Source organism: Sphingomonas sp. (assembly GCF_042095875.1).
Lineage (GTDB): Bacteria > Pseudomonadota > Alphaproteobacteria > Sphingomonadales > Sphingomonadaceae > Sphingomonas.
On record NZ_JBELMJ010000062.1, the window covers coordinates 1 to 11,512 of the forward strand.

General features: G+C 69.7%; 13 protein-coding genes, 2 tRNA genes and 1 pseudogene. 14 read left to right on the forward strand and 2 right to left on the reverse strand.

Annotation, left to right across the window (positions count from 1 at the left end):
- From gspK to ACFDS6_RS15435, 9 genes are all read left to right on the forward strand, one after another.
- On the forward strand, window positions 1-711 hold a 711-nt coding region (gene gspK / locus ACFDS6_RS15395), incomplete at its 5' end, for a type II secretion system minor pseudopilin GspK (protein WP_375272991.1).
- Window positions 708-1,820 carry a type II secretion system protein GspL gene (gene gspL / locus ACFDS6_RS15400; RefSeq protein ID WP_375272992.1) on the forward strand — a complete coding sequence of 371 codons (1,113 nt, stop codon included), beginning with the start codon at window positions 708-710 and terminating at the stop codon, window positions 1,818-1,820. The genes gspK and gspL, both read left to right, overlap by 4 nt.
- Before the next feature lie 28 nt (window positions 1,821-1,848).
- Entirely contained in the window at window positions 1,849-2,325 is a 477-nt protein-coding gene (gspM, locus tag ACFDS6_RS15405; protein ID WP_375272993.1) for a type II secretion system protein GspM, read from the forward strand.
- 11 nt (window positions 2,326-2,336) lie between these two features.
- Window positions 2,337-3,044: a type II secretion system protein N gene (gene gspN / locus ACFDS6_RS15410; protein ID WP_375272994.1), complete on the forward strand. Its 708-nt coding sequence runs from the start codon at window positions 2,337-2,339 to the stop codon at window positions 3,042-3,044.
- Between the two features lie 101 nt (window positions 3,045-3,145).
- Window positions 3,146-3,222: transfer RNA gene (locus tag ACFDS6_RS15415), tRNA-His, on the forward strand.
- Between the two features lie 23 nt (window positions 3,223-3,245).
- The gene (locus ACFDS6_RS15420; protein WP_375272995.1) at window positions 3,246-4,292 is read left to right on the forward strand and encodes a Leu/Phe/Val dehydrogenase; all 1,047 of its coding nucleotides are present in this window, start codon (window positions 3,246-3,248) and stop codon (window positions 4,290-4,292) included.
- Between the two features lie 64 nt (window positions 4,293-4,356).
- Entirely contained in the window at window positions 4,357-5,082 is a 726-nt protein-coding gene (gene ccmC / locus ACFDS6_RS15425) for a heme ABC transporter permease CcmC (RefSeq protein ID WP_375272996.1), read from the forward strand.
- 97 nt (window positions 5,083-5,179) lie between these two features.
- A complete protein-coding gene (gene ccmE, locus ACFDS6_RS15430; RefSeq protein ID WP_375272997.1) occupies window positions 5,180-5,614 on the forward strand; it encodes a cytochrome c maturation protein CcmE in 435 nt (144 codons plus the stop codon).
- A gap of 31 nt (window positions 5,615-5,645) precedes the next feature.
- Window positions 5,646-6,272 carry a tetratricopeptide repeat protein gene (locus ACFDS6_RS15435; protein WP_375272998.1) on the forward strand — a complete coding sequence of 209 codons (627 nt, stop codon included), beginning with the start codon at window positions 5,646-5,648 and terminating at the stop codon, window positions 6,270-6,272.
- A gap of 31 nt (window positions 6,273-6,303) precedes the next feature.
- Here the strand turns inward: ACFDS6_RS15435 and ACFDS6_RS15440 are convergent, their stop codons facing one another.
- Entirely contained in the window at window positions 6,304-6,519 is a 216-nt protein-coding gene (locus ACFDS6_RS15440) for a DUF3072 domain-containing protein (protein WP_375272999.1), read from the reverse strand.
- A gap of 141 nt (window positions 6,520-6,660) precedes the next feature.
- Between ACFDS6_RS15440 and ACFDS6_RS15445 the strand changes: the two genes are divergently transcribed.
- The 4 genes from ACFDS6_RS15445 (at window position 6,661) to ACFDS6_RS15460 (ending at window position 9,683) form a co-directional block, all read left to right on the forward strand.
- Window positions 6,661-8,574, forward strand: a complete 1,914-nt coding sequence (locus tag ACFDS6_RS15445; RefSeq protein ID WP_375273000.1) for a potassium transporter Kup — start codon at window positions 6,661-6,663, stop codon at window positions 8,572-8,574.
- On the forward strand, window positions 8,571-9,107 hold the full coding sequence (locus tag ACFDS6_RS15450) for a 2'-5' RNA ligase family protein (protein ID WP_375273001.1): 537 nt from the start codon (window positions 8,571-8,573) through the stop codon (window positions 9,105-9,107). The genes ACFDS6_RS15445 and ACFDS6_RS15450 overlap by 4 nt, the downstream gene beginning before the upstream one ends.
- A 55-nt stretch (window positions 9,108-9,162) precedes the next feature.
- Window positions 9,163-9,239 (forward strand) — tRNA-Met (locus ACFDS6_RS15455).
- A 39-nt stretch (window positions 9,240-9,278) separates the two neighbouring features.
- The gene (locus ACFDS6_RS15460) at window positions 9,279-9,683 is read left to right on the forward strand and encodes an HIRAN domain-containing protein (RefSeq protein WP_375273002.1); all 405 of its coding nucleotides are present in this window, start codon (window positions 9,279-9,281) and stop codon (window positions 9,681-9,683) included.
- 115 nt (window positions 9,684-9,798) lie between these two features.
- On the opposite strand, the gene rimO is transcribed toward ACFDS6_RS15460, so the two are convergent.
- The gene (gene rimO, locus ACFDS6_RS15465; protein WP_375273004.1) at window positions 9,799-11,130 is read right to left on the reverse strand and encodes a 30S ribosomal protein S12 methylthiotransferase RimO; all 1,332 of its coding nucleotides are present in this window, start codon (window positions 11,128-11,130) and stop codon (window positions 9,799-9,801) included.
- 50 nt (window positions 11,131-11,180) lie between these two features.
- On the opposite strand from rimO, the pseudogene ACFDS6_RS15470 reads away from it, so the two are divergent.
- Window positions 11,181-11,512 (forward strand): annotated as a pseudogene (locus tag ACFDS6_RS15470) (hypothetical protein); the annotation flags it as partial.

Sequence of the window (11,512 nt, forward strand, 5' to 3'; positions counted from 1 at the left end):
GGGCTGCCGATCCCCGGCGGGGTCGCGACCGCGCGGGTGCGCGACGGCGGCAATTGCTTCAACCTTAACAGCCTGGTGGTGCGCGCCGACGACGGCACCTACGCGGCGAATCAGCAGACGGTGCAGCAATTTCAGCGATTGATCCGGTTACTGCGCGTGCCGAGCGGCGACGCGATCCCGGCGGCGACGGCGGACTTCATCGACTCGGACGACGCGGCGCTGCCGGGCGGGGCGGAGGACGGCGCGTATCGCGGTTATCGCACGGCGGGCACGCTGATGGTAGACGTCAGCGAATTGCGTGCGGTTTTGGGGGTGACGGCGGAGCAGTACCAGCTGCTGCGGCCGTGGCTGTGCACGCTGCCAACGGTCGAGCGCGCGACGATCAACGTCAACACGCTGCTGCCCGAGCAGGCGCCGCTGCTGGCGATGCTGATCGAGACGGGCGGCGGAGTGGAGGCGGCGCGCAGCGTGCTGCTCAGGCGGCCCGAGCAGGGGTACGGATCGACCGATCCGGTGTGGAACGCGCTGTCGCTGAGCGGTGCTGGCACGCCGGCGATGGATGCGAAGGGGCAGACGGGCGTGAAGACCGGGTGGTTCGCGCTGACGATCGACGTGGTGGCGAACGGCGCGGAATTGCACGAACAAGGATTGATCGACGCGCGGGCCCTTCCCGCGCGGCTCGTTGCGCGGCAATGGGGCAACGTATCATGATCGCCGCGACGCTTCTCTTCGTGCCCCCTGCGGCGGACCAGCCATGGCGCTGGTGGCGGTTCCGCGACGATCCGGACGACGCGGGCGCGCACGACGAGGGCGAGGGAATGCCTCCCGCCGAGGCGGACGCGAGCGTGCCCGTGATCGCGGTCGCGCCCGCCGACGCGGTGACGCTCCACTGGGCGGCGATACCGGCGCGGTCGGCGGCGCAGGCGGCGGCGGCGGCGCGGATCGTGGTGAGCGACGCGACCGCGACCCCTGCCGACCTGCACGTGGCAGTCGGAGAGGTGCGCGCGGGGGCGGAGGGCGAGGAGCGTGCGGTCGCGGTCGTCGCGCCCGAGCGGATGGCGGCGTGGCTCGCCGAGATGAACGCGCGCGGTGTCGATCCGGTCGCGATGCTGCCTGCGCCGTTGCTGCTGCCAGAGCCGGACGAAGGCTGGCTGCGCGCCGACGTGGGCGGGCAGGCGGTGGTGCGCGGGCGTTCGGCCGGGTTCGCGGACGAGGCGCGGCTGACCGAGCTGATCACGGGCGAGGACGAGCCGGTGGTGCTGGCGCGCGACGAGGTGTGGCGCGCGGCGGCGATGGCCGCGCGCGCGTGGCCGCTCGATCTCAGGCAGGGGCGGTTCGCGCGGCGGACGCGGCGGTCGATCGACTGGGCACTGGTCAGGCGGCTGGGGCTGCTGGTGGCGATGATCCTGCTCGCCACGCTGGCGATCGATCTTGTGCGGATCGCGCGCTACTCGTTCGGCGCGGACACGCTGGAAGCGCGCGCCGAGACAGTGGCGCGGCAGGGCTTGCCGCGCGGGAGCGGCGAGGGCGACGCGGGCCGGATGCTGGGCGAGCGTTTGTCGCGGCTGCGCGGACCGGGTACGGGGTTCAGCCGCACGGCCGCGGCGGTGTACCAGATCGTGCAGGCTGTGCCCGACAGCGAGGTGACCGCGCTCGATTTCCAGCCGAGCGGCGCGCTGCGCGTGTCGTTGTCGGTCGCGGGCGAGGGGCAGGCGAACACGGTCAAGACGCAGCTGGAGCGCGCGGGCTTCACCGTGACGAGCAGCGTGTTCCAGCAGGCCGGCGGGCGTCTGTCGGGCGACCTGACGGTGGCGCCGTGATGCGACGCAAGATGCTGGAGCACGGCGCATGAACGAGGTGCGGGCATGGTTCGCGGGGCGGTCCTTGCGCGAGCGGCGGCTGATCCTGGTGATGCTGGGAATGCTGGCGGTGACGATCGTGTGGGGCTTGGTGATCCGTCCGGTGCAGAACGGCCTGTCGTCGACGCGCGAGCGTTACGCCGACGCAGTAGTGCGCGTGGGCGAGGCGGAGCGCGAGTTGGCCGCGGTCAAGGCGATCCAGCGGCGGCAACCGCGCCCGGTGCAATTGCCGCTCGCCGACGAGGTGCGCGCGCGCGCCGAGGCGGCGGGGTTCGCGCTGGCGACGCTGGAGCCGGAAGCGAACGACCGCGTGCGCGCGTCGATCGCAACCGCCAAGGCGGGCGCGCTGATGGCGTGGATCTCCGCGCTGGAGAATGACGGCGTGCTGGTCGACGGGTTGAGCGTGCGCGGCAACGGCGACGGCACGGTGAGCGCGCAGATGACGCTGAAGGCCAGGACTGCGTGATGCGGATACGGTTGAGCACTAACAGGCGGACATTGTTCCTGGCGATGTTCGCGCTGGCGATGCTCGCGCTGCTGCCGCTCAGGCTGGTGCTCGGCTGGGCGGGGCTGGACGATCAAGGGTTTGCCGCACGGCAGGTACGCGGCAGCGTATGGTCGGGGCGGTTGAGCGAGGCGCGTTTCGGCGACCTGGCGCTGGGCGACCTGGACGCGCGGGTGTCGCCGCTGGCGCTGCTGATCGGGCGGGCGCGGGTCGCGTTGGAGAGCCGCAGCGGCGGCGCGCAGGCGCTGTCGGGCACGGTCGAGCTGTCGCGCAACCGCGCGGGCGTGATCGGTGCGACCGGGCCGATCGAGCCGGGCAGCGCGTTCGCGCCGCTGCCGGTCGCCGCGCTCAACCTGGACGAGGTGAGCGTGCGCTTCGTCGATGGCGCATGCGAGGCGGCGGAGGGCCGGGTGCGCGCGGAGATCGCGGGGACGTTCCTAGGCGCGACGCTGCCGGGAGCGGTCAGCGGCACGGCGCGGTGCGACGGTGGCGCGCTGCTGCTGCCGTTGGTGAGCGCGGCGGGCACCGAGGGTGCGGCGCTCAGGCTGTGGGCCGACGGGCGGTACCGCGCGGAGCTGACGCTGGTGCCGAGCGATCCCGCGGTGGCGACGCGGCTCGACACCGCCGGTTTCGTGGCCAACGGCGCGGCACGGATGCTGGCGATCGAGGGGCGGTTCTGAACGCGCGCGAAGCGGGGTGAGCGGGCCGCCGGGAACCCGCCCGCGCGCACTTTGCCGGTTGACGGATGGTTGCGCGCGCGACTAATGCGCGGGCCTTCGCGGCGACCGTAGTTCAATTGGTTAGAGCGCCGGCTTGTGATGCCGGAAGTTGCGGGTTCAAGTCCCGTCGGTCGCCCCATTAATCTATCCGGCTGGAGAGACATGGCGAACTGGGGCTTCCCTGATTTCGACGACCACGAGGGCGTCCACCTGTTCACCGATCCCGCCTCCGGCCTGAAAGCCGTGATCGCGATCCACTCCACCGCGCTCGGACCCGCAGCGGGCGGCGCGCGGTTCTGGCATTACGCGAGCGGCGCGGGCGCGATCACCGACGCGCTGCGGCTGTCGCGCGGCATGAGCTACAAGAATGCGATGGCGGGTCTCGAACTTGGCGGCGGCAAGGGCGTGATCCTAGCGGGCGAGCCGGGCGCGGTCATCAGCGAGGCGCAGCTGCGCGCGTTCGGGCAGAAGGTCGAGTCGCTCGGCGGGCGCTACGTCACGGCCGAGGACGTCGGCATGTCCGAGGCGCGGATGAAGGTGATCGCGGGCGAGACCAAGTATGTCTCAGGCCTGCCGGTCGCCGAAGGGGCGGCGGGCGGTGACCCGGGCCCGTACACCGCGCACGGCGTGTACCTGGGCGTCAAGGCGGCGGCCAAGCGCGGGCTGGGCACCGACGACATGCGCGGCGTGCGCGTCGCGATCCAGGGCGTCGGCTCGGTCGGCGGCGGACTGGCGAAGCTGCTGGCCAAGGATGGCGCGGTGCTGACGCTCGCCGACGTGGACACCGCGCGCGCCGAGCGGATGGCGACCGAGCTGGGCGCCACGACCGCGCCGGCGGACGAGATCCTGTTCGCCGACGCCGACATTGTCAGCCCAAACGCGCTGGGCGCAATCCTGACGAGCGAGTCGATCGGGCGGTTGAAGGCGAAGATCGTCGCGGGCGGCGCGAACAACCAGCTCGCCACCGCGGCCGAAGGCGAGCGGTTGCACGACGCGGGAATCACTTACGCGCCCGATTACGTCATCAACGCTGGCGGCATCATCAACGTCGGACTCGAGTATCTCGGCCACGGCGACGAGGCCGAGGTGATGGCGCGGATTTCGCGCATCCCCGAGCGGCTGCACCAGGTGTGGGACGAGAGCGAGGCGACGGGTGATCCCGCGGCCGAGGTGGCGGACCGCATGGCGCGCCACCTGATCGGGCGCTGAGCCGCGTTCGCGTCGACGTTCCTCGAGCGTGACGCGCGCGTGCGGCTGATCTAACGGTATCGTCGTGCCCGCGCTCCACGCCTTCGCCAATCCGGCGCGTTTCCTCAGGATCGCGCGGCCGCTGACGCCGGTGCTGTTCTGGGTCGGTGCCGCGTTCATCGCGTTCGGCGCCTGGGCCGGTTTGACGCAGACGCCGCCCGATTACCTGCAGGGCGAGAGCGTGCGGATCATCTACCTGCACGTGCCGGCGGCGTGGCTGGGCATGGGCGGATGGAGCGGCATCGCGCTGTCGAGCATCGCGTTCCTCGTCTGGCGGCATTCGCTGGCGGCGATCGCCGCGCGGGCGATCGCGCTGCCCGGCGCGGTGTTCGCGGCGATTTGCCTGGTGACGGGCGCGATCTGGGGGCGGCCGACCTGGGGGACCTACTGGCAGTGGGACGGGCGGCTGACGTCGATGCTGCTGCTGTTGTTCGTCTATCTCGGCTACATGGCGCTGTCGCGCGCCGACCGTGAGCGCGGCGGAGCGGGCGAGATCCCGGCGTTGTACGGGATCGCGGGGTCGGTGCTGCTGCCGATCATCCGCTACTCGGTGGTTTGGTGGAACACGCTGCACCAGGGGCCGAGCATCGGGTTGACGCAGTCGACGATCGACCGGTCGATCCTGTGGCCGCTGCCGATCACGCTGGTCGGGTTCACTTTGCTCTTCGCCGCAATTGTGCTGATGCGGATGCGCGCGCTGTTGGCGACTGCGAAGGCCGAGGCGCGGATGCGGCGAAAGGCGGCGGCGTGAACGCGTGGCCGTTCGTGATCGCCGCCTATTGCGTGACGCTGGGCGGCGCGGCGGCGCTGTCGCTCGTCAGCTACCTCGCGATGCGGCGCGCCGAGAAGTGACAGCGAAGAACCAGCGGATGGCGCTCGCCGGGGCGGGCGTGCTGGCGATCGCAGTCGCGGCGGTGCTGGCGCTGTCGGGATTGAAGGACCAGGCGGCGTTCTTCTACGCGCCGTCCGACGTCGCGGGGGCGCTGCCGGCGCCGGACAAGGCGGTGCGGCTCGGCGGGATGGTCGCGAACGACTCGATCCGGCGCGCGGTGGACGGCGTGTCGATCGACTTTCGCGTCACCGACGGCAAGGCGACGACGCCGGTGCGCTTCACGGGCATCGCGCCCGACCTGTTCCGGGAGAACTCGGGCGTGGTCGCGGAGGGGCATTTCAACCCGGACGGCTCCTTCACCGCAACCAACCTGCTCGCCAAGCACGACGAGAAATACATGCCGCCCGAGATGAAGGGGCGGATGCACGAGACGAGGACGCTGGAGCGATGAGCCGCGTCAGCGCTGCGGTGCGGAGCGCGCGATGGGTTATCTGACGCTCGCGCTGCTGGGTGGGGCGGCGTTCGCGGCGCTGGTCGCGCTGCGCGTCGCGCGACCGCTTTGGTCGCTGCTCGGCGCGGCGCTGTTCCTGGGGGCGGCGGGCTACGCGTGGCAGGGGCGACCGCTGCTCGCGAGTGCGGCGGCGATGCCGCGGATCGACGCGGCGCCGATCGAGCCCGAGATGATCGCGCTGCGCGCGAGCCTGCTCGGTAGCTACACGCAGGACGCCGCCTACCTGATCGCGTCGGACGCGATGGTGCGCAGCGGCGATCCGCGCGCGGCGGCGGCGGTGATGCTGGGTGCGGTCCGCAAGCTGCCCAACAGCTTCATCGCCTGGACCTGGCTCGGTACGACGCTGACCGGAGAGACCGGGCAGGTGCAGCCGCCTGCGCTGCTCGCGTTCCGCCGCGCGGCGCAACTGGCACCCGAGCATCCCGCCCCGCCCTTCTACGCCGGGTTGGCCTACGTACGCGCGGGTGATTTCGCCACCGCGCGCGCCTATTGGCGACGCGCGTTCGCGCTGTCGCCGCAAGGGACGTCGTACCGGCAGGAGATCGGGCTACGGTTGACCCTGCTCGAACGCCTGCTCGCGGTCGGCGCGGTGCGCTGACGACCGAGCGATCGGTCGCCAGCGTCGGAAGTTACTGGCCGCGACCGGTCTTGGCCTGGAGTTCGTCGATCTTCTTCGACGCGTCGGCCTTGCTCAGCGTGTCATCGAACTCCTCGTGCGCTTCCTCGCTCAGCGTCTTCAGGTAGCTCGCCTGCGCGCCGGTCATCGGCTCGTCGCCGGTGGTCCAGTCGTCGGGGTCCTTCTCGGCGTTGCTGAATGGTTCGGACTTGGGGTTGGTGTCGCTCATGGGATAATCCTTTCGCCCGCCCGAACGCGTGGTGTTCGCATCCTGTTCCGCGTTGCGGGGGCGGGGGGAGAGTGCTAGGCGCGGCGGCACAATGGGGACGATAACGGACGTGGCCGTAACCTCGGTTAGAACGGCGCAGGCGTGAACACCGAGGATCCTGCGGCGCGCGCCGGGGCGGGTGGGCACCAGCACCACGCGCGCGACGGCCTGCTGAAGCTGGCGGTCGGCGCGATCGGCGTCGTCTACGGCGACATCGGCACCAGCCCGCTGTACGCGATGAAGGAGGTGTTCGTCGGGCACCATCCGCTCGCGGTCGACCAGCTCCACATCTTCGGCGTCGTCAGCCTGATGTTCTGGTCGCTGATCTCGATCGTCACGGTCAAGTACGTGCTGATGATCCTGCGCGCGGACAATAACGGCGAGGGCGGCAGCCTGGCGCTGCTGGCGCTGATCCAGCGGCGCTCGCAGTCGGGCAAGCGTTGGGGCACCAGCCTCGTCATGCTGGGCGTGCTGGCGACCGCGCTGTTCTTCGGCGATTGCATGATCACCCCCGCGATCTCGGTGCTGTCGGCGGTGGAGGGGCTGGCGACCGTGGAGCAGGGGTTCGACGCGTTCGTGCTGCCGATCGCGGTGACGATCATCATCGCATTATTCTACATGCAATCGATCGGGACCGCGAAGGTTGGGCGGTTGTTCGGGCCGATCATGCTGGTCTATTTCGTCGTGCTCGCGGTGCTGGGGCTGACCCATATCGCCGCGCGGCCCGACATCTTGTGGGCGCTCAACCCGATCTGGGCGGTGCGGTTCGCCGCCACCGATGGGCAACTGGCGTTCCTGGCGCTCGGATCGGTGGTGCTATGCGTGACGGGCGCGGAGGCGCTCTACGCCGACATGGGGCATTTCGGCCGGCTGCCGATCTCCTGGGCGTGGCTGGTGTTCGTGTTTCCGGCGCTGATGCTCAACTACCTGGGGCAGGGCGCGCTGCTGCTGTCGACGCCGACCGCGGCGGAGAACCCGTTCTTCCTGATGGCACCGGAGAATTTGCGCCTGCCGCTCGTCATCCTGTCGACCATGGCGACCGTGATCGCGAGCCAGGCGGTCATTACCGGCGCCTATTCGGTGGTGCAGCAGGCGGTGCAGCTCGGCCTGATGCCGCGTATCCGCATCGAGCATACCAGCGCGTCGGAAGCCGGGCAGATCTATATCCCGAGCGCCAATTGGGCGCTGCTGGTGATGGTGCTGCTGCTGATCTTCGGCTTCGGTGAGTCGTCCAACCTCGCCGCGGCGTACGGCATCGCGGTGACGGGGACGATGTTCATCTCGACCTGCATGGTCGGCGTGCTGATCCGGCGCGTGTGGCATTGGCCGATCTACGCGGTGATCGCGTTCGAGGCGGCGTTCCTGACGATCGACGGGCTGTACTTCGCGTCCAACCTGACCAAGGTGCCCGATGGCGGCTGGTTCCCGCTGATGATCGCGAGCATCGTGTTCCTGCTGCTGACCACCTGGTCGACGGGCCGCAAGCTGATGCTGGAGCGGATGCGCGAGGCGGCGATGCCGATCAAGATCTTCATCGACTCCGCCGCCAATTCCGCGACGCGCGTGTCGGGAACCGCGGTATTCATGACCTCGACGCCCGAGGGCGTGCCGCCGGCGCTGCTCCACAATCTGAAGCACAACCGCGTGCTGCACGAGCGCGTGATCCTGCTGACCGTGCGCGTGACCAACATCCCGTTCTTCCCGGAAGAGGACCGCTTCCTCCACGAGGACCTGGGGCAGGGGTTCCACCGCGTCGTCCTGCGCTACGGCTTCATGGAGGAGCCTGACGTGCCCGCGCACCTCAAGAGCTTCGACGGGTGCGGGGCGGAGTTCCGCATGATGGAGACGAGCTTCTTCCTGTCGCGCCAGACGCTGCTCGCGTCGGAGCGGCCCGGCATGGCGATCTGGCGCGAGAAGCTGTTCGCCTGGATGCTGCGCAACGCGGAGAGCGCGATGGAGTTCTTCCGCCTGCCGACCAACCGCGTCGTCGAGCTGGGTAGCCAGATCGAGATATGAGCGGCGGCGGCGAACAGGGTGCGAGCCTGAACGCGCCGATCATCGTTACCACGATTTTCGCTCCGTCCGATCAGGCGTGGTTCGACGCGCAGCGGCGCGAATATTTCCCGCCCGAGCGCAACCAGCTCGACGCGCATCTGACGATGTTCCATCACTTGCCGCCGAGCGTCGCCGCCGAGGTCAAGCGGCGGTTGAGCGAGGAAACGCGCGGGGTGGCGGCGCCCGCCGCGCGCGTCGGCGGCTTGATTAATCTGGGGCGCGGCGTCGCCTACCGGATCGAAAGTCCCGATCTGGTCTCGCTGCGCGCGCGGCTGGCGGACGCGTTCACCGGATTGCTGACGCCGCAGGATCAGGCCGGCTGGCGGCCACACGTGACGATCCAGAACAAGGTCGAGCCGGGCGAGGCAAAGAAGACGCTGGCCGCGCTGCAGGCGGGCTTCAGCCCGCGGACGGTGCGCGTCGCGGGGCTCGCGGCATGGTGGTACCGCGGGGGGCCGTGGGAGCAATTGTCGGTGCACAAGTTCAGCGCTTGACGGCGTTTCCGCGGCTGCTATAGCCCGCGCCTCGCAGACGCTCCGGTCGCTTCATGGCGGAGTAGCTCAGCTGGTTAGAGCACGGGAATCATAATCCTGGGGTCGGGGGTTCAAGTCCCTCCTCCGCTACCAACTGGAGCGTCTGCGTATGTCCCGCATCGCCGTTCGCCCATGAAGGAGCTGACGCTGGCGATCGTCGGGATCGACTTTCCCAACAACGACCGCGCGCGGTCCAACCGGCGATCCGAGCTGATGCTGCTGTTGCCCGGCGCGCCGATGACGCTGGTGCCCGAGCCGCGCAACCCGGTCGACCCGCACGCCGTGGCGGTATTCAGCCCGAACGGGTTGCAGGTCGGTTACCTGAGTGCGGAGCGCGCGCCGTGGATCGGCGCGCGGATCAGGGCGGGGGACGAGGTGGTCGCGATCTATCAGGGGCTGGTGGGCGGCGCGGGGTATCTGCGCGTGCGGGTCGGTGGAGGTGCGCCGACGCTGCCGGTGGCCAGGGATGCTGACGAGTCGGACAGGAGCGAGCCGGATTTCTGGCCCGATCCGGAGGGGCCGGAGTTCGGGGCTTAGTCGGCAATCGCGCCTGCTCGAGGTGAGGTGTTTTGCCGCCGGATAGATGCTGAAACGAGTTCAGCATGACGGCATCAGGGGTGAGGCGCCGAACCGTCCGGCGCCTCCCCTCGCGTCAGGCGGGGACGCCGTAGAGATCGTGGTCGTCGGCGTCCTCGATCGTGACCGGCACGATGTCACCGAGCGTGAGATGGCCTGCGTCGCGCAGCTGGACCTCGCCGTCGATCTCTGGCGCGTCGGCGTAGGAGCGACCCGTCGCGCCGCCGCTCTCGGCGTCGACCGCGTCGATGATGACGTCGAGCGTGCGACCGACCTTGCGCTGGAGCTTGGCCGCGGAGATCGCGGCGGTCTTCTCCATCACGCGGGCGTAGCGCTCTTCCTTGACCTCCGCGGGCACGTGGTCGGGCAGCAGATTTGCGCTGGCGCCTTCTACGGGTTCGAAGCGGAACGCGCCGACGCGGTCGAGCTGCGCCTCGTCGAGCCAGTCTAGCAGATATGCGAAATCGGCCTCGGTCTCGCCGGGGAAACCGACGACGAAGGTCGAGCGGATCGCGATGTCGGGGCAGATCTCGCGCCAGCCGCGGATGCGGTCGAGCACCTTGGCATCGTTCGCGGGCCGCTTCATCCGCCGCAGCACCGACGGGGCGGCATGCTGGAACGGAATGTCGAGGTAAGGAAGCACCAGCCCCTCTGCCATCAGCGGAATGACCTGATCGACGTGCGGGTAGGGATAGACGTAGTGCAGCCGGACCCAGGGCGCGATCTGCCCGAGTTCGCGCGCGAGGTCGGTCATGTGCGGCACGACCTCGCGACCCTTCCAGGTGCGCGGCTCGCGGCGGATGTCGATGCCGTAGGCGCTGGTGTCCTGGCTGATCACCAGCAGCTCGCGCGTGCCCGCCGCCACCAGCTTCTCCGCCTCGCGCAGGATCGCGTCGGGGCGGCGGCTGACGAGGTCGCCGCGCAAGGACGGGATGATGCAGAAAGAGCAACGGTGGTTGCAGCCTTCCGAGATCTTCAGGTAGCTGTAGTGGCGCGGCGTGAGCTTGAGCCCCGCGTCGGGGATCAGGTCGACGTAGGGACCGATCGAAGCGGGTGCGGCGGCGTGGACCGCCTCCACCACCTGCTCATACTCGTGCGCGCCGGTGATCGCGAGGACGCTGGGGAAGCGGGTCCGGATCGCCTCGGCTTCCTTGCCCATGCAGCCGGTGACGATGACGCGGCCGTTCTCCGCCAACGCTTCGCCGATCGCCTCCAGGCTCTCTTCCTTGGCGGAGTCGAGGAAGCCGCAGGTGTTGACCAGCACGACGTCCGCGCCCGCGTAGTCGGCGCTCATCTGGTAACCGTCGGCGCGGAGCTGAGTCAGGATACGCTCGCTGTCGACCAGGTTCTTGGGACAGCCGAGCGACACCATGCCCACGCGGGGCGGTGAGGGGAGTTGCGTTGCCATGAGAGTGCGCGGACATAGCGATTCGCGCAGACTTTTCATAGAGTGCGGGAATGATGCGCTATTCGCTCGTGCCGCACCCCGATCATCCGCCGCTCGGCCTACGCGGAGTGACAGTCGACCTGTGCATTACCGACGGCGGCGATGCGTTGCTGACCTACGTGGTGGACGGTGCGCAAGGAGTGGTGTGGCCCGAACGGACCAGCCCGGCGCGCACCGACGGGCTGTGGCGGACGACCTGTTTCGAGCTGTTCCTGATGTTCGACGACGAGGAGCATTACGTCGAGTTCAACTTCTCGCCCTCAACCCAATGGGCGGCGTACGCGTTCAACGGTTACCGCGACGGCATGGCCGACCTGCCGCGCGACGTGATCCCGCACGTCGA

Bases quoted from the DNA above. Each gene is read 5' to 3' on its own strand.
- ACFDS6_RS15435 (WP_375272998.1), top strand. From the start codon at position 5,646: ATGGGTTATCTGACGCTCGCGCTGCTGGGTGGGGCGGCGTTCGCGGCG.
- ACFDS6_RS15460 (WP_375273002.1), top strand. From the start codon at position 9,279: ATGAAGGAGCTGACGCTGGCGATCGTCGGGATCGACTTTCCCAACAAC.
- ACFDS6_RS15420 (WP_375272995.1), top strand. From the start codon at position 3,246: ATGGCGAACTGGGGCTTCCCTGATTTCGACGACCACGAGGGCGTCCAC.
- gspL (WP_375272992.1), top strand. From the start codon at position 708: ATGATCGCCGCGACGCTTCTCTTCGTGCCCCCTGCGGCGGACCAGCCA.
- ACFDS6_RS15450 (WP_375273001.1), top strand. From the start codon at position 8,571: ATGAGCGGCGGCGGCGAACAGGGTGCGAGCCTGAACGCGCCGATCATC.
- ACFDS6_RS15440 (WP_375272999.1), bottom strand. From the start codon at position 6,519: ATGAGCGACACCAACCCCAAGTCCGAACCATTCAGCAACGCCGAGAAG.
- rimO (WP_375273004.1), bottom strand. From the start codon at position 11,130: ATGGCAACGCAACTCCCCTCACCGCCCCGCGTGGGCATGGTGTCGCTC.
- gspM (WP_375272993.1), top strand. From the start codon at position 1,849: ATGAACGAGGTGCGGGCATGGTTCGCGGGGCGGTCCTTGCGCGAGCGG.